Source organism: Shimia haliotis (genome assembly GCF_900114415.1).
Classification (GTDB): domain Bacteria; phylum Pseudomonadota; class Alphaproteobacteria; order Rhodobacterales; family Rhodobacteraceae; genus Shimia; species Shimia haliotis.
In genome coordinates this window covers 893460-909758 of sequence record NZ_FOSZ01000001.1, presented here as the reverse complement: position 1 = coordinate 909758, position 16299 = coordinate 893460, and the positions used below count along the sequence as shown (strand labels likewise).

The following is a 16299-nucleotide window of genomic DNA, read 5'->3' as shown; positions in this document are numbered from 1 at the left end:
GTCGGGCTAGGCATTTGGCATGAAGATTGAAGACTTGGGAAATCTGCGCGGTGACGTGCTTTTGTTCGGTGGGCCGTATTCCAACTTGCAGGCCACAGAGGCGGTGTTCATCGAGGCCGCAGCGCGGGGCGTTGCGGCGGAAAATGTGATTTGCACGGGCGATGTGGTGGCCTATTGCGCCAAGCCCGCCGAGACTGTCGCCTTGGTGCGGGCAAGCGGCATCGCGGTGGTGGCGGGAAACTGTGAGCGGCAGCTGGCGGCAGGCGCGATGGATTGCGGGTGCGGTTTTGAGGCGGGAACCACGTGTGATCTGCTGTCGGCCGGTTGGTATGCACATGCGGATCAGGCCATCGGCACAGAGGATCGGGCCTGGATGGCCGACTTGCCTGATGTGGTGGTGTTCAACCACACTGACAGGCGGGTGGCGGTGATCCACGGCGGGGTCACAGATATCGCGCGGTTCCTGTGGTCGGTGTCTGATGAGGCCGCGTTCGGGGAAGAAGTTGCCTTGTTGCGTGCAGAAGTGGGCGATGTGGACATCGTGGTGGCAGGACACAGCGGACTTGCCTTTGAGCGTGAGGTCGCAGGCGTTCGCTGGATCAATGCAGGCGTGATCGGCATGCCGCCTCATGATGGCACGCAAGACACGGCCTTTGCGGTGTTGTCTGAGCGTGGCGTGGCGTTGTTGTCTTTGCGTTATGACGCGGAGGCGGCCTTTGCAGATATGCAGAAGGCGGGGTTGCGTCAGGGGTATGACCGCGCCCTTTTGTCAGGACGCTGGCCCTCAGAAGATGTGTTGCCCGATCAGTTGCACTTGGGGCCCTTGGCCAGCGGATGATGTTCTGTCACCAGCTCACGCAGACGTTCGTCCAGAACATGCGTGTAAATTTCGGTTGTGGCGACATCTGCGTGGCCCAGCAATGTCTGGATGGAACGCAGATCGGCGCCGTTGGCCAAGAGGTGTGTCGCAAAAGCGTGCCGCAGGGTGTGGGGCGTGACTTTGGCGGGGCTGACGCCGGCGGTCACTGCCAGGTCTTTGATCAACTGATAAAACCAGTGGCGTGTCAGGTGGCCGAGTTTTCCACGGGAGGGAAAGAGAAATCGTGACGGCGGCTGGCCTTTGGCGGAGGCGCTCTCTTCCATGGTGTCCCGCACAGTAAGCCAGACCTGAAGCGCCTCGCGGGCATCCGGCGAGAGCGGCACCATGCGTTCTTTGCTGCCTTTGCCCATCACAAGCAGCATTTGCGGATCACCTCGGGCGGCGCTGACGGGAAGGCTGACCAGTTCCGTGACGCGCATGCCGGTGGCGTAGAGCAATTCCATCAGGCAGGTGTTGCGCAGTTTGTCTTCGCGGGAGCGACCGGTTTCGCGCGCAGCCTGAAGCAGGCGGTCGACCTCGCTCACGTCAAGCGTTTTTGGAAGACGTTTTGCGCGACCGGGGCCTTTGATGCGGATCGCCGGATTGTCGGTGCGCCAGCCTTCTTCAAAGGCAAAGCGATAGAGCTGTTTGATGGATGATAGTTTGCGCCCGCGAGTGGATTGGGCGAGCCCCTGCGCGTCGCAGTAGATCAGGTATTTTTCGACCTTGTCCTGATCTGCGGTGGCGAGGCTGCTGTTTTGGGTGGTCAGCCAGTGGGCAAAGTCGCGCAGATCGCGGGCGTAGGCCTCTTGGGTATTTTTCGCGGCCCCCATTTCGGCGGCCTGTGCGTCAAGGAATGTGGCAATCCAGCGAAGATCGGTCATGGCTGCTAGCCCCGCGTGTCAAGCAAGGCCACCTGCAAGGCCGCGCGGCGGGCGGTGTCTTCCAGACCCACGGCCCGCAGCGTGGAGAGCGCTTCTGTCAGGGCCTGCAAATCGCCTGCGGCGCCTGAATCCATCAGAGACATGGCCGACAGGATCACTTCGCCCAATTGCCCGCGGGCCAGCATGGTTGAGAGGTCCTGCGGAACTCCGGCGCCGTGAAACGCGTCGGCGATGGCACGGTGGAGCGGATCGATGGGGGTGCGGGGCGGGGTGCCGCGCGCGAGACCGGCGAGGAAATCACGCGGTCCGGCCTGTGCGGCACGTTCATAGTCAGATGAAAGTAGGGCGATGTCGCGCGCCAGACGACCGGTGGTGCCTTGCAGCGGCAATTGCAAAAGATCCGCACCATAAAGGCGGGCAAAGGCCACCTCGAGATTTGCCTGCTGCATGGCGGCCCATGCGGAGGGCAGGGAGTCTGCGACGCTGCGGGTGTCGCCTGCGGTCATGGCGTGATCAAATGCCTGCAAAGCTGCAACACGGTCCCAGATCATGCCGGATGCGGCTGGTTTTCGTTCGGTATAGACGCCGAGCAGACGGTTTTCATGCAGCGCGGCGGTGCGCGCAAGGCGCTCGGCGGCTTCCAGTTGCGCCTTCCAGCCGGCGGTGTCGCGCAGGTCGGCGTGGGCGTAGGGACGCGGCAGGCTTGCAGAGGTTTGCCCTTCGCCAATGGCCTCATAGAGCCGGAATTTGAGCGGTGTCATCGGACCCGGCACGGTCAGCATGGGCTCGCCCTCAAACAGCTCCGGATCAAGGAAACGCAGGAGCAGAGAGTCCATTTCTTCGGAGATCAGGCCCAGTGCCTTGGCCGAGTCCAGCGTCAGGGCGGCAGCGCGCCAGTCGCCGGCACGCGCGGTGCAGAAAATGCGGGCAGGGTAGTCCGGTGCCAGATGCGGGGCTTGCATCAGGGCGTCGCAGGCGAGGTCTTCTTCTCCCATCAGAAGCGTGACATCAAACCAACGTTGAAACAGGGCCGGTGTCGTTGCGCCCGCGCGTTCGATTAGGGCGCCAGCCTGTTCCAGTGCGCCCAATTCGACCAATTTGTCGATGCGTGCCAGAAGCGCAGCATTTTGAGTTCCGGCATCGCGGGGCGGATCGGCTTCGGCCAGCAAGAGGGTGTACAAAAGGGCCTGCATCGCGGGCAGAACCTCGGGGCGCTGGTCGTCGATCAGTGCGGAGAGTCTGTTGGCCTCGGACTTGGTCCAGAGGGTGGTCGGCAGGCCGGTCACATGCGGTGGCAAAAGGCCCACGGCATCCAGTGTTTTTTCGCCGAGCGGAGAAACGGTGATCAGGGGTGTTTCCGCGCCAAAGTCGGGGTCAGGCTCTGTGGGTGTCAGCCCCATGTCCAAGGTCACGGTCGGCTGCTGTTTCAGCCATTCGATCGCTGACAAGGGCGCATCGGACGCCCCAACCTGCGCCGAGGCGGGGGCAACCAGCACCGCGCAGACAGCGGTTGAAGCCAAAAATTTGCGAAACTCAGGAACCATTCAGCTCGACAGGAATACGGATTTCAGTCTGGGGTGCAGAAAAATCTGCCCCGAAAAATGGCCCGAAATACGCGTAGGCCACAAGGCCAATAATGGCCAGCAGCAACAGAATCGCCAATGCTCGTACTAGTTTGCCCATGAAACTCCCCAATTTCCTGCCTGTTTTACGAAAGTTATAACTGGCATTTCCAGCAAGATCACGTCATTCAATGCCGAGGTGTTAATTTTGGCGAACCTTGGCCGATCCGGACGTGTGATGACCTTTGATTTGAAGAAAACCGTTGTGATGGTGGGCATGATGGGGGCCGGAAAAACCGCCGTGGGCCGTGCCGTCGCCGCCAAGTTGGGGGTGCCGTTTATCGATTCTGATGCAGAGATCGAAAAAGCGGCCAATATGAGCATCGCCGAAATTTTCGAACGGGACGGTGAGCCGTTTTTCCGGCGCAAGGAAACTCAGGTGATTGAGCGCCTTCTGGAGGATGAACGCTGTATCCTGTCGACCGGCGGCGGAGCGTATTTGTCAGAGGAAAACCGTCGCATGATTGCCGACAAAGGCGTGGCGGTCTGGCTTGATGCGGATGTTGAACTGCTGTGGTCGCGGGTGCGTCACAAAGACACCCGCCCGTTGCTACGCACTCCGAACCCGCGCCGCACACTGGAAGAGATTTTTGCCAAACGGGTGCCGTTTTACAGTCAGGCGGACTTGCCTGTTAAGGCGGATGCGGGCTTGAGCATTGAAGAGATGGCTGATCGCGTGATCCGCGCAATGGCGGATCGTGACGACGTGCTGACGGAGAACTAAACGATGATGGAAACGGTGCACGTGGGGCTTGGGGATCGGGCCTATGACATTCACATCGGTCCGGGGTTGTTGGCGCAAAGTGGTGCGCTGATCGGCCCGATGCTTGGACGTAAGCAAGTTTGTGTCGTGACGGATGAAAATGTCGCGAAGCTGCATCTGGAAACATTGCGGGCAGGGCTGGAGGCCGAGGGCATTGCGATGCAGGCGATGGTCTTGCCGGCTGGTGAAAGCACGAAGTGCTGGCATTATTTGCAGGAAACCGTTGAATGGCTTTTGGCCCAAAAGGTCGAGCGCAACGACCTTGTTGTGGCCTTTGGTGGCGGTGTGATTGGTGATCTGACGGGATTTGCGGCGGCTGTTTTGCGCCGTGGCGTGGGCTTTGTGCAGATCCCGACAAGCCTGTTGGCGCAAGTCGACAGTTCGGTCGGTGGTAAGACAGGGATCAATTCGCCGGCTGGCAAGAACCTTGTTGGCGCATTTCACCAACCCAAACTGGTGCTGGCGGACGTGGATGTGCTGGGCACGATGACGCCGCGCGATTTTCTGGCTGGTTATGGCGAGGTGGTCAAATACGGATTGCTGGGCGACAGCGCGTTTTTTGACTGGCTTGAAACACAAGGGCCTGCGTTGGCGCGGGGCGATATGACGGCACGGATCGCGGCGGTGAAGCGCTCTTGCGAAATGAAGGCCGAGATTGTGATGCGCGATGAGACCGAACAGGGGGATCGGGCGCTTTTGAACCTTGGTCACACTTTCTGTCACGCGCTGGAGGCGGCAACGGGCTATGGCGATCGGTTGCTGCATGGCGAAGGCGTGGCTGTCGGCTGCGCTTTGGCGTTTGAGTTGAGCGCGCGGCTGGGGCTGTGTTCGCAAGAAGAGCCGAGCCGAGTGCGCCAGCATCTGAGCGACATGGGCATGAAAGTGGATTTGCGCGACATTGAGGGTGATCTGCCAGATGCGGATGCCTTGCTTGAGCTTATGGGGCAGGACAAAAAAGTGGTGGACGGCCAGCTGCGCTTTATTCTGGCGTGTGGGATTGGGCAGGCATTCGTCACCGCCGATGTGCCGCGCGATGTGGTGCGGGATTTGCTGGCTGAAGAGCTGTCACGGCGGTGACATACATGAGGCGCCAGCTGGGTAGCCGGCGCCTCGGAACTCTGTCGTTTGATGTGATTACACGAAGACGAAGTCGCCCTCGTTGATCGAGGTGCCGTGGAATGTGATGGTGCCGTCGGCACCTGCAATTGTGATTTCGCCGTCCTCGATGGTGGTTGCGGCCTGCACGGCGGCGAAGTTGGCGAAATCGCTGCTGTCCAGAACGATGGTATCGTTCCAGCGCCAGTCGAGAATCGTGTCATCCCCCGACAGCGTGGTGAAAACAAACTGGTCGGCGCCACCGCCGCCCATGAGTTCGTCGTTGCCCTCGCCACCGTCAATCACGTCGCGGCCATGTCCGCCGCGGATGTGATCGTCGCCTTCGCCACCGCTTAAGTGATCCGCGCCTCGGTTGCCGAGGATGATGTCATTGCCTTCGCCACCTTCCATGGTGTCGTTGCCGCTGCCGCCGAACATGCGATCATTGCCGTCGTTGCCGGACATCAAGTCGTCGCCCCAACTGCCGAACATGCGGTCATTGCCGTTGCCGCCGTTCATGTCGTCATCGCCAACGCCGCCGCGCATCACGTCGTTGCCGTTGCCGCCAAACATCGTATCTTCGCCAAGGCTGCCGAACATGCGGTCGCTTCCATCGCCGCCGATCTGTATGTCATCACCAAAGAAGCCAAACAGCACGTCACGCGCAGCGGAGCCGATTTGGACGTCTTGACCAAACCCGCCAAAAAGGAACTGAGGCGTCACGCTGCCGACGTCGATTGGCAGTAGTACGCTGTCGATCACCTGAATTTCGCCGTTGCGCGCTTCGATGTCGGTCAGACCGCTTACAAAATTTGGGTTCGGACGATCGGGGTCGGCGTCGACCACCGTGTTGCCCACGACGACGAGATTTCCGCCTTCGAGTGCGGTCGTGATCAGGCCGGCCTCCTGCAATTCCGCGAGCGACTGCCCGCCTGCTTGCACATGATACAGCAGCACATTGCGCACGAGATCGATGCCAAGGGCCCCGACAAGAGCGGACGGCAGTTCGGCGTCGGCAACGCCCGTGGTGTCGATGCCCAGTTCCTCGGCCAATGCTCGGAAGGCATCATCAGTGGGTGCAAATACTGTGAAGTCGTTGTTTGGATCCTCAAAGAGGGAGAGCAAGCCAGTGGCCGCCAGCGCGCCGGTCAGGGCCTCGAACGCCGGATTTGACCCGGCGATGTCAGCGATGGTGGGCTGCGGCGTGACTTCGGCGACATTGATCGGCAGAAGCACGCGATCGATCACATGGATTACCCCGTTGGTGGCTGCAATATCGGTCAGGCCGGCCACGAATTCCGGATCCTCGACGTCAGGGTCTGCGTCATTCAGTGTGTCGCCGTCCACGCCGAAAGTCGTGCCGCCCAGAAGGGTGGTGACGCTGCCGGTCGACTGAATGTCAGACAACGAACTGGACCCTGCCTGAACGTGGTAAAACAACACGTCTGTCAGAGTTTCAACGCCCAGCAAAGTGACCAGTTCAACCGCAATTTCGCCCTCGGTCAGGCCGGTGGTGTCGATGCCAAAGGTGTCCTGCGCCAGAATGGTGAAGGCTTCGTCGGTGGGGGCGAAGACCGTGAAGTCGCCGGGATTGGCGAAGGTGTCGACAAGGCCTGCGGCGTCGAGCGCCGCGACGAGAATGTCAAAGTTGCCATTGGAAGCCGCGATGGACGCAATGGATTGCGTGGCCGATGATGGTGTCGGTGCTGTGCCCGAGCCGTAGTCGGAAATCTGCTGGTTAGAAGGCATTGTTATCTCCCTGGTTTTGCAATGGATCGACTACGCGCCGCAGCGGGGTGCGGTTTGTTGACGTCAGGTCACAAAAACGTGGGGAAGCGTGAGCGGCGCGGGGCCAGTTGGCCACGCCGCTTCACCAATAGTTAGCGCGCGGCGCGATCGACAATTGTCAAAACTGTTTGAGTCGCTAGCGCCATGTCTTGCACCGAGATCCATTCCAGAGGCCCGTGGATTTCCATCATGCCGGTGAAAAGGTTGGGGCAAGGCACGCCCATTTCGGTCAGGCGCGAGCCGTCTGTGCCGCCGCGGATTGCAGCGCATTCGGGGTCCATCCCGAGGGCGCGCATGGCGTCTTGGGCGAGTTCCACAGGTGTCATGTCTTTTTCCAGCCAATAGCGCATGTTGCGGTATTGTTTGGAGATCTCGCAGGTGACTTTTGCGCCGGGGAAGTCGGCCTCGGCTTTGGCGCAGGCAGTTTTTAGGCGGGCAGTCTGGGCTTCCAGATCGGCCATCTCAAAGGCACGAATGATGAAACGCAGGGTGGTTTCAGAGCTGCCGCCGTCTTGCGCATAGATGTGGGTGAAGCCTTCTTTGCCGCTGGTGGTTTCCGGCGTGGTGCCGTCCACGTCGAGCGCCGATGTGATGGCGGCCGCGACGTGCAGCGCATTCACCAGCTTGTCCTTGGCATATCCCGGGTGCGTGGAGACACCGGTGACGGTCACAATTGCGCCGTCTGCGGAGAAGGTTTCAAACTCCATTGTGCCGCGTTTGGCCCCGTCCAGCGTGTAGGCGAAATCAACGCCAAAATCCGCAGGCAGTTGTTCATCCACGCCGCGCCCGATTTCCTCGTCCGGTGTGAAGGCCAGACGCACTTTGCCGTGGGTGAGCCCAGGAGTTTTGAGCAAATACTCGGCCATGGTCATGATGATCGCGACGCCTGCTTTGTCGTCAGCCCCCAAAAGGGTCAGGCCGGAGGCGGTGATGATGTCGTCGCCCACGCGTTCGCCCAGATAGGCGGACGTCTGAGGATTCAGGATCAGGTCGGGATTGTCGGGATAGGTGATGTCAGAGCCGTCGTACGCGGGATGCAGACGCGGTTTGACACCTGTGGCGTTGAATTGTGGTGCCGTGTCCACATGGGCGCAAAAACCAATGGTTGGTGCGCTGTCGTCTGTGGCGGGCACGGTTGCGAGCAACGCGCCATAGTCGGTGAGCTGAATGTCAGAGGCGCCGATCTTTTCCAGCTCGGCCATCAGGTGGCGTTGCATGTCGAACTGAATTGCGGTGGAGGGACTCGTCGGGGAATGCTCATCGCTTTGGCTGTCGATCGCGCAGTACGCCATGAGGCGCTCTTGCAGGGATGTGTTGAATTGATCTGGATTGGTCATGCCGCGTCCCTCTGAATAGGTGTTCAGGTAAGGTGTAGCGGGTTGGTCAGGTGGGGGGAAGGCCAAAGAAAAAGGCCGCGACGAAGCGCGGCCTTTGGATCGTCCTGTGCGTTGGTTCAGAACGGGATTTCGTCGTCCAGATCGCGGGACGGGGCACCGCCGCCGCCGCCTTGTTGACCGCCACCGAAGTTGCCGCCGCCGCCCTGATCGTAGCCGCCGCCACCTTGGTCGTAACCGCCGCCGTAGCCACCGCCACCTTGACCGCCGCCACCAAAGCCGCCGCCGTCACCGCCGCCGGAGCGGCCGTCGAGCATGGTCAGAACGCCGTCAAAACCTTGCAACACCACTTCGGTGGAGTAGCGGTCCTGACCGGACTGGTCCTGCCACTTGCGGGTTTGCAGTTTGCCTTCGACATATACTTTGGAGCCCTTGCGCAGGTACTGCTCAGCGATGCGCACGAGGCCTTCCTGAAAGATAGCCACGGAGTGCCATTCAGTGCGCTCTTTGCGTTCACCGGTGTTGCGGTCTTTCCAAGTCTCGGAGGTGGCGATGCGTAGGTTGCAGACCTTGCCGCCGTTCTGGAAGGTGCGCACCTCGGGGTCGCGCCCCAGATTGCCGATGATAATAACCTTGTTAACTGAGCCGGCCATGCGCCTTGTCTCCCGTGGAATCTGTTGTCTGGTTCGGGCCACCTTACACCATTGGTACAGGGGGATGGAAAGCCGATTCTTGCATGGCATTGGTTACGGAAAGATTGATTAAAATGCCTACCGACTGCGTGCGCGGCATCAGAATTGATCTTGAGGTTGGAGTGCGTTACTAATTGCGCAACCGAGAACGGGGCAGTTGTGGGCATGGTAATGCGCAGGGTTATTTGTGTAGCGGTGATTGCGGTTCTGGCCAGTGGGCCGGTAGCGGCGCAGACTGTTTCCTCTAAATCCAAATCCCGCATTTTCAAAAACCAGACCAAAGTTCTTGATGGCCGCGCTAGCGAGCAATACCGCGGGTCTGTGCGGTTGAAGCCGCAGCCGATTTATACGCCGTCAAAATGGGGCGATGGCAGTTACCGCGACACCTACAACGGACCTTTCCTCGCGATGGCCCGAGAGGCGGCGTTGTTGCATGGCGTGCCGGTGGACTTGTTTCTCAAGCTTGTGAAACAGGAGAGCAATTGGAACGCGACTGCGAAGTCGCACAAGGGCGCTCTGGGTCTGGCTCAGTTGATGCCTGATACGGCTCGGGCGTTGCGCGTGGACCCGCTCGATCCACAGCAGAACCTTGAGGGCGGCGCGCGTTATCTTAAGACGCAATACGTACGTTTTGGTTCATGGCGACTTGCGTTGGCAGCCTATAATGCCGGACCGGAAGCGGTCGCAAAATACGGTGGTGTGCCGCCGTATAAGGAAACCCAGAATTATGTGCGTGTGATCATCGGCGGCTAGCGGTTGTGCAATCCGCCCTTTTCCAGATAGTTTTTGTCGGTTATTGATGTCGCTCAAATACGCGCGATGCGATTGTGACGTAGGTCATGGTCCAAATTCTATCGAAGGCTGCTGTTTATGTCCCTGATCCGCACGGCAATTTCGCTCTCTCTTTTTGCTCCGATGGCGATTGCAGAATCTTACAACAGTTTGGAAACTCTCGGAGAAGCGCTGTTTCACGATGAAAACCTGTCGTTGAACAGGACGCAATCCTGCGCGACATGCCATGATCCCGAGATGGCTTTTGTTGATCCGCGCGAAACGGACGCGGGGCGCGCGGTGTCTTTGGGCGACGATGGAGTTTCGCTGGGTGATCGCAACACGCCGACGGCGAGTTATGCGGCCTTTGTGCCGGAGTTTGACCTTGAATGGGATGGCGATGCGGCTGGGGGACTGTTCTGGGACGGGCGGGCCAACACGCTTGAGGATCAGGCGGGAGGGCCGCCGTTGAACCCTGTCGAGATGGGCATGGCCGACAAGCCTGCGGTTGTCGCGCGACTGAAGGAAAACCCGGACTATGTGATCAGCATGGAGGCGTTGTTTGCGCCTGGTGTGCTTGAGGATGCAGAGGCGGGCTACTCGGCGATGACTCAGGCCATTGCTGCCTTTGAGCGCACCGACGTGTTCGCGCCATTTGACAGCAAGTATGATCGCTATTTGCGGGGGGAAGTGGAATTCACCAAGGAAGAAGAACTGGGCCGCGTGTTGTTCTTCTCCGAGCAGTTCACCAACTGTGCGGAGTGCCATCAATTGCGGTCGAGCCAGACGCACCAGAAAGAGACTTTCACCAACTATGAGTACCATAATATCGGGGTGCCGGTGAATGTAGTAGCGCGGGAAGTGAGTGGCGCAAAAGGCAGCATTGACAAGGGGTTGTTGAGCAATCCTGAAGTCAAAAAAACCAAACATATGGGCAAGTTCCGTACGCCGACGCTGCGCAATGTGGCCGTCACAGGGCCCTATATGCACAACGGGGTTTTTGAGGACCTGCGTACTGTTGTGCTGTTTTATAACAAGTACAACTCCAAGGACGAAAAGCGACAGATCAATCCTGAGACTGGAGCGAAATGGCGGGTACCTGAAGTCATGCATTCACTTTCGGTCGAAGAGCTGACCGAAGGGCCGGCGCTGGATGACAAGCGGATCGATGCGTTGGTGGCGTTTATGAAAACACTAACGGATGCGCGCTATGAGCACCTTCTTCAATAAGGCGGGTGACGTCGGGGCGTCTTTGCCTTGAGGTGTTCTCTCCCTTTATGGTGACGAAAATCGCTCTGGGGAGAGGGACGGATGACTCTACGAATTCTAAAAATTCTGGGCTTGGCGCTTGCGGCGTTGATCCTTGTTATTGCTGTGAAAACAGCACTTTATAAAGCGCCGGACTATGCGCCAGCGGATGCTGCGGCGATGACGCCGGTCACGGTCGATGTGGACCGTATCGTGGCCAATATGGCCGAGGCTGTGACATATGAAACCGTGGCGCAGCACCTTGTCGATCCCTTGGCAGAGGGGCAATTTCGCGGGTTTCTTGAGTGGATCGAAACCACATATCCGGCCGTTCACTCCACTATGGATCGGGAAATGGCAAACCTGACGCCGATCTATAAGTGGACCGGAAAGAATGCCGATGCCCAACCGGTGTTGATGACCGGCCACTATGACGTTGTGCCGGCACCCGAGGCCGAGCGGGAGCGTTGGACCCACGCGCCTTTTGCCGGCGAAACGGATGCGGAATTCGTCTGGGGGCGCGGCACGATTGATGACAAGATCGGCGTGATTGGCCTTTTGGAAGCGGCAGAGATGCTGATTGCGGAAGGGTTCCAGCCCGAGCGCACCATCTATTTCATCTTTGGTCATGACGAGGAAATTGGCGGTGCGAATGGCGCAGGCGCGGCGGTGGAACTGCTGGGATCGCGTGGTGTGCAGATGGCGTGGTCGCTGGACGAAGGCTCTATGGTACTGGATGATGTGCTGCCGGGATTGCCCGCTCCAGTGGCGTCGATCAACGTGGCAGAAAAAGGCTATGTGACGCTCAACATCACGGCCAAGGCGACGGGCGGGCATTCGTCCTTGCCGCCAAGTGAAACGGCTGTGGGCTCGCTTGCGGTGGCCGTGGAGCGGTTGATGGCCAATCCGGTGCCAGGTGGATTGACCGACGCCACAGCGGAGTTCTTCGATGCTGTGGCGCCGGAGTTTGGCATGGTGCAGCGTGTTTTGTTCGCAAACCAGTGGCTGTTCCGGCCGGTGCTGGAGGGCGTCTTGTCGGGCTCAGGCCCGACCAATGCGATGATGCGCACAACAACAGCGCCAACCATGTTGCAAGCGTCTTTGACCGAAAATGTATTGCCGACCGAGGCCGTTGCGGTGGTCAATTTCCGCATACATCCGCGAGACACAGTGGAAAGCGTGATCGCACATGTGGAAAGCGTCATTGATGATCCGGACGTCGAGGTATCTGTACGTGGCGAGCCGACCTTGCCTAGCCCTGTGTCAAGCTCGGAAAGTGAAGGATTTCAATTACTTGCACAGGCCACTTTGGGTGCGTTTGGCGATGTGATCCTTGTGCCGGGGCTAACTGTTGCCGGCACGGACAGCAAACATTTCTCCAAGATTTCGGACGACAGTTACAGGTTCAATCCGATGACCTTTGGTCCTGATGACCTGTCGCGCATCCATGGCATCAACGAGAGGGTGTCGATTGCCGATCTGGAACGTGCGGTGCAGTTTTACGCACAGATCATGATGGGCGTCGACGGCTGAACCAGCAGACACTCGGAAACAAAAAGGGGCGGCGCCGGATGGCACCGCCCTTTTTTGATGTCTTGCCGGTTTTACTCTGCAGCGATTTTGATCACAGGCGTCATGCGCGCAAGGATGTCATCTGCAAGGTGGCATTTGACCTGATGCTCGCCTTCGAGCATTCGCACCGGTGGCACCTCTTTCTCGCAGAGCCCGCCAGGCACTTCTGATTTCCAGCGGCAGCGCGTCTGGAACGGGCAGCCGGGGGGCGGGTTCATGGCGGACGGGATGTCGCCCTCAAGCACGATGTGCTCTTTCTCGACCGAGGTGTCGGCGATTGGAACAGCGGAGAGAAGCGCCTCGGTGTAGGGGTGGTAGGGGGGCGAGAACACCTGATCGGTGGTGCCCATTTCAACGACGTGCCCGAGGTACATCACCATCACCCGATCAGAGAGATAGCGCACGATGCTGAGGTCGTGGGAGATAAACAGCAGAGTGGTTTTCTCTTCACGCTGGATCTCCATCAGAAGGTCCGTCACGGCGGCCTGAACCGACACGTCGAGCGCGGAGACCGGCTCGTCGGCGACCACAATTCGTGCGCCGCCGGCAAAGGCGCGGGCGATGCCGACACGTTGCTTCTGACCACCCGAGAGCTGACGTGGCATGCGGTCGGCAAAGGCGCGGGGCAGTTTGACCAGATCGAGCAGTTCCAGCATCCTTTTGCGACGTCCGGCCTCGTTTTCGCCAATCCCGAAAATTTCCAGAGCACGCATGATCTGACGGCCGACGGTCATCGACGGGTTGAGCGTGTCAAAGGGGTTCTGGAACACCATCTGCACGTCGGCGACGGTCTTGGTGTCGCGGGCCTGAATGGCGGTGTCCTGAATTTCGCCACCATCCAAAAGGATTTTGCCTTCGGTCGCGGTTTCCAGTCCCATAAGAACCTTGGCGAAGGTGGATTTGCCGCAACCGGATTCGCCCACGATGGCGAGGGTTTCACTTTCATGGGCCTCAAAACTCAGAGTTTCGTTGGCCTTCACCACTTTGGTTTCGCCCCCTCCGAAAAGCGCGTTGGCGGCCACTTCGTAGTATTTCTTGAGGTTGTCCATTTTTAGAACAACTTCGCCTATTGGGGCTTTTTCCTTTTGCTCACCTACGGTGATCGGTGCGTTCCAGTCGATTTCCTCAGATTTCAGACAGCGCGTAGAGTGGCGTTCAAATCCGTGGACGTTGACCATCGGGATATCCTGCGCGTCACAGCGACCTTCTTCGAAGTAATCGCAGCGCGGGCCAAAGTTACAACCGGGTGGGCGTTCATGGGGCAGGGGGAAGTTGCCGGGAATGGCCACAAGCGGACGCGCGTTTTTGTCGGCCCCAGGCAGGGGGATCGAGCGGAAGAGCGCCTGCGTATAAGGGTGCTGCATGTCGTCAAACACGTCTTCAATAGAGCCGCGTTCCACCGCTTCGCCGGAATACATCACGCACAAGCGGTCGCAGGTTTCGAGAACCAGACCGAGGTTGTGGGAGATGAACAGCATGGATGTGCCGTATTTCTTGCCGAGATCCTTGACCAGTTCGACAACAGCCGCTTCGACGGTCACGTCAAGCGCGGTGGTTGGCTCGTCAAGGATCAGGAGCGCCGGTTTGGACATCAAGGCCATGGCGATCACGATACGCTGCTGCTGACCACCGGAAAGCTGGTGCGGGTAGCTGTTGAGCATGCGTTCGGGGTCCGGCAGGCGCACGTCTGTGACCACCTCCAGCGCGCGGCTGTAGGCCTCTTCTTTGCTGACACCCTCATGGATCATGGGCACTTCCATCAGCTGTTTGCCGATCTTCATGGCCGGATTGAGAGAGGCCATTGGCTCCTGATAGATCATGGCGATTTCGTTGCCGCGTACGTCGCGCAGTTCCTCTTCGGACATTTCCGAGAGGTCGCGGCCTTTGAACTTGATTGAGCCGCCGACCACTTTGCCGTTCTTGCCGAGGTCTTGCATGACGCCCAGCGCCACGGTGGATTTGCCGCAGCCGGATTCGCCGACAAGGCCAACGGCCTCGCCCGGCATCACGCGGACCGAAAAGTCCATCACCGCGGGGATTTCCCGCAGGCGGGTGAAGAAGGAAATCGACAGGCGGTCGATTTCCAGAATGGGGCCTTCGTAGTCTGCCATTTTACTCATTTTGCTCTCCCTTCGGGGATGGCGGTAAGTGCCGCGTCATCTTGCAAAAAATACTTTGGGGGTGCGGGGGCTGGCCCCGCACCATCTCATCAGTCACGCAGGCTTTCCTCGCGCAGGCCGTCTGCCAGCAGGTTGAGTCCCAGAACGAGGCTCAGCAGCGACAACGCCGGTACCAGTGCTGGGTGGGGGTAGATCGCCAGCAGCTTGCGCCCGTCGTTGATCGTGTTGCCCCAATTCGGGCTTTCGCTTTCCAGACCGAGGCCGAAGAAACCGAGGGTGCCGAGCAGGATCGTGGTGTAGCCAATGCGCAGGCAGAAATCGACAATCAGAGGCCCACGTGCGTTGGGCAGCATTTCCCAAAGCATGATGTACCATTTGCCTTCGCCACGGGTTTGGGCGGCGGCCACATAGTCGCGGGTGTGGATGTCCAGCACCAGACCCCGCACAATGCGGAACACTGTGGGCGAGTTCACAAAAACCACGGAGACAAAGACCACGAGGATACCGCTGTCGATATCGAACAAATCCAGAGTGGGTGGCAGGATGTTGATCACCGTGCCCTCTGCCGAGATGGCGCAGAGATAGGTCCAGATCATCACCAGCATAACCCCTGCCAGCAGCGGGTTGCGCAGATGGGGGCGGGTGTAGAACCGCGAGTTCAACAAGACCGCAAAGAAGATGATCGGGAAGACAAAGAGGATCATCGCCATATAGTTGGGAATGCCTGTGGCCACGATCTCGGGCGTTACCAAGAGGTAGAACAACAAGATCACCGGAAAGGCCAGAACGAGGTTTGCAAGGAACGACAAGAAGGTGTCGAGCTTGCCGCCCAGATAGCCCGCCGGAAGGCCCAGCGTGATGCCAACCATAAAGGCAAATAGCGTGGCCAGCGGTGCAATTAGGATCACCACAACCGAGCCATGCACCATGCGCGAGAAAACATCGCGCGCGAGGTTGTCTCCGCCCAGAAGATAATAGGCGTATTGGCCTTCTTCGACCGACCGCAGCGGGGTGCCAGGCAGTTTGTTCTTCATGCCAGAGAGCTGCGTGAGCGGGTCGTTCACGGCGATCATGTCAAAGACGCCCACGAAGAGCGCTGTGTACACCCAGAACATCAAAAGGGCGTAGCCGATCATGCCAACGGTGCTGTCAAAGAGTTTGCCATAAAGGCCGAGGCGACGTTTGTAGCTGATCGACAGCAAGAAGGTTGCCACAAGTGCAATCCAGACTGGCGCGAATTGTTTGGCGACTGCGCCGATGATGCCAACTTTGCCGATCGGGGCAAAAACACCTGCGACTATATAGATGGCGGCCAACGCACAGAGCGCCAGCAGCAGGCTGCGAACGGCGGTGCCGATTATGGCGTTGGCGCCACGGTCACGTGTGATTGTGCCGTCGACGTGCACCTCGTCATTAATGGGCGCGAACACGTAGGCGCCGATGAATTGTGCCGCAACGGCGACGATGAACAGCAAACCGACCAGTTGGAAAACCGGATCGATTATGCTTCCGAAAGAGCCTGTCCAGGTCAATGGTTCCATGTCTCAGACC

14 protein-coding genes are annotated in these 16299 nt (G+C 59.1%); 6 read left to right on the top strand and 8 right to left on the bottom strand.

The genetic code is table 11. The annotated features are described in order from the left end of the window. Nucleotides 1-19 precede the first annotated feature (19 nt). Complete coding sequence (locus BM069_RS04475) at nt 20-838, top strand: metallophosphoesterase family protein (RefSeq protein ID WP_093320740.1); 819 nt, start codon at nt 20-22, stop codon at nt 836-838. Here the strand turns inward: BM069_RS04475 and BM069_RS04470 are convergent. From BM069_RS04470 to BM069_RS19765, 3 genes are read right to left on the bottom strand one after another with little or no spacing between them, the layout of a single operon-like run. Beyond that, nucleotides 805-1743, bottom strand: coding sequence for a site-specific tyrosine recombinase XerD (locus tag BM069_RS04470; RefSeq protein WP_093320737.1), 939 nt, complete (start codon nt 1741-1743; stop codon nt 805-807). The two genes, BM069_RS04475 and BM069_RS04470, sit on opposite strands and share 34 nt — an antisense overlap. A gap of 5 nt (nt 1744-1748) precedes the next feature. After that, nucleotides 1749-3263 carry a hypothetical protein gene (locus BM069_RS04465; protein WP_244503526.1) on the bottom strand — a complete coding sequence of 505 codons (1515 nt, stop codon included), beginning with the start codon at nt 3261-3263 and terminating at the stop codon, nt 1749-1751. 13 nt (nt 3264-3276) lie between these two features. Next, a complete protein-coding gene (locus tag BM069_RS19765; RefSeq protein ID WP_170846674.1) occupies nt 3277-3426 on the bottom strand; it encodes a hypothetical protein in 150 nt (49 codons plus the stop codon). Between the two features lie 117 nt (nt 3427-3543). Between BM069_RS19765 and BM069_RS04460 the strand changes: the two genes are divergently transcribed. Beyond that, a complete protein-coding gene (locus tag BM069_RS04460; RefSeq protein WP_093320732.1) occupies nt 3544-4089 on the top strand; it encodes a shikimate kinase in 546 nt (181 codons plus the stop codon). A 3-nt stretch (nt 4090-4092) separates the two neighbouring features. Next, the gene (gene aroB / locus BM069_RS04455) at nt 4093-5205 is read left to right on the top strand and encodes a 3-dehydroquinate synthase (RefSeq protein ID WP_093320729.1); all 1113 of its coding nucleotides are present in this window, start codon (nt 4093-4095) and stop codon (nt 5203-5205) included. Nucleotides 5206-5262: 57 nt separating this feature from the next. Here aroB and BM069_RS04450 read toward each other — a convergent pair whose 3' ends face one another. The 3 genes from BM069_RS04450 to ssb all read right to left on the bottom strand — a co-directional run bounded on the left by BM069_RS04450 (nt 5263) and on the right by ssb (nt 8998). Beyond that, complete coding sequence (locus tag BM069_RS04450; protein ID WP_093320727.1) at nt 5263-6972, bottom strand: fasciclin domain-containing protein; 1710 nt, start codon at nt 6970-6972, stop codon at nt 5263-5265. 131 nt (nt 6973-7103) lie between these two features. Continuing rightward, a complete protein-coding gene (gene pepT / locus BM069_RS04445; protein ID WP_093320725.1) occupies nt 7104-8348 on the bottom strand; it encodes a peptidase T in 1245 nt (414 codons plus the stop codon). A 116-nt stretch (nt 8349-8464) separates the two neighbouring features. Beyond that, nucleotides 8465-8998, bottom strand: coding sequence for a single-stranded DNA-binding protein (gene ssb / locus BM069_RS04440; RefSeq protein WP_093320721.1), 534 nt, complete (start codon nt 8996-8998; stop codon nt 8465-8467). Nucleotides 8999-9208: 210 nt separating this feature from the next. Between ssb and BM069_RS04435 the strand changes: the two genes are divergently transcribed. The 3 genes from BM069_RS04435 to BM069_RS04425 all read left to right on the top strand — a co-directional run bounded on the left by BM069_RS04435 (nt 9209) and on the right by BM069_RS04425 (nt 12589). Next, nucleotides 9209-9790, top strand: a complete 582-nt coding sequence (locus BM069_RS04435) for a lytic transglycosylase domain-containing protein (protein ID WP_093320719.1) — start codon at nt 9209-9211, stop codon at nt 9788-9790. A 117-nt stretch (nt 9791-9907) separates the two neighbouring features. Further along, nucleotides 9908-11038, top strand: a complete 1131-nt coding sequence (locus tag BM069_RS04430) for a cytochrome-c peroxidase (protein WP_093320717.1) — start codon at nt 9908-9910, stop codon at nt 11036-11038. An 81-nt stretch (nt 11039-11119) separates the two neighbouring features. Continuing rightward, a complete protein-coding gene (locus BM069_RS04425) occupies nt 11120-12589 on the top strand; it encodes a M20/M25/M40 family metallo-hydrolase (RefSeq protein WP_093320715.1) in 1470 nt (489 codons plus the stop codon). Nucleotides 12590-12660: 71 nt separating this feature from the next. On the opposite strand, the gene BM069_RS04420 is transcribed toward BM069_RS04425, so the two are convergent. Both BM069_RS04420 and BM069_RS04415 read right to left on the bottom strand, forming a co-directional pair. Continuing rightward, nucleotides 12661-14748, bottom strand: a complete 2088-nt coding sequence (locus tag BM069_RS04420) for a dipeptide ABC transporter ATP-binding protein (protein WP_093320713.1) — start codon at nt 14746-14748, stop codon at nt 12661-12663. 89 nt (nt 14749-14837) lie between these two features. Then, the gene (locus BM069_RS04415) at nt 14838-16289 is read right to left on the bottom strand and encodes an ABC transporter permease (RefSeq protein WP_093320710.1); all 1452 of its coding nucleotides are present in this window, start codon (nt 16287-16289) and stop codon (nt 14838-14840) included. Between the last annotated feature and the right edge of the window lie 10 nt (nt 16290-16299).

Excerpts from the sequence above, each read along its gene's own strand:
- BM069_RS04475 (WP_093320740.1), top strand. The coding sequence starts at position 20 with ATGAAGATTGAAGACTTGGGAAATCTGCGCGGTGACGTGCTTTTGTTC.
- BM069_RS04470 (WP_093320737.1), bottom strand. The coding sequence starts at position 1,743 with ATGACCGATCTTCGCTGGATTGCCACATTCCTTGACGCACAGGCCGCC.
- BM069_RS19765 (WP_170846674.1), bottom strand. The coding sequence starts at position 3,426 with ATGGGCAAACTAGTACGAGCATTGGCGATTCTGTTGCTGCTGGCCATT.
- BM069_RS04460 (WP_093320732.1), top strand. The coding sequence starts at position 3,544 with ATGACCTTTGATTTGAAGAAAACCGTTGTGATGGTGGGCATGATGGGG.
- aroB (WP_093320729.1), top strand. The coding sequence starts at position 4,093 with ATGATGGAAACGGTGCACGTGGGGCTTGGGGATCGGGCCTATGACATT.
- BM069_RS04450 (WP_093320727.1), bottom strand. The coding sequence starts at position 6,972 with ATGCCTTCTAACCAGCAGATTTCCGACTACGGCTCGGGCACAGCACCG.
- pepT (WP_093320725.1), bottom strand. The coding sequence starts at position 8,348 with ATGACCAATCCAGATCAATTCAACACATCCCTGCAAGAGCGCCTCATG.
- ssb (WP_093320721.1), bottom strand. The coding sequence starts at position 8,998 with ATGGCCGGCTCAGTTAACAAGGTTATTATCATCGGCAATCTGGGGCGC.
- BM069_RS04435 (WP_093320719.1), top strand. The coding sequence starts at position 9,209 with ATGCGCAGGGTTATTTGTGTAGCGGTGATTGCGGTTCTGGCCAGTGGG.
- BM069_RS04430 (WP_093320717.1), top strand. The coding sequence starts at position 9,908 with ATGTCCCTGATCCGCACGGCAATTTCGCTCTCTCTTTTTGCTCCGATG.
- BM069_RS04425 (WP_093320715.1), top strand. The coding sequence starts at position 11,120 with ATGACTCTACGAATTCTAAAAATTCTGGGCTTGGCGCTTGCGGCGTTG.
- BM069_RS04420 (WP_093320713.1), bottom strand. The coding sequence starts at position 14,748 with ATGAGTAAAATGGCAGACTACGAAGGCCCCATTCTGGAAATCGACCGC.
- BM069_RS04415 (WP_093320710.1), bottom strand. The coding sequence starts at position 16,289 with ATGGAACCATTGACCTGGACAGGCTCTTTCGGAAGCATAATCGATCCG.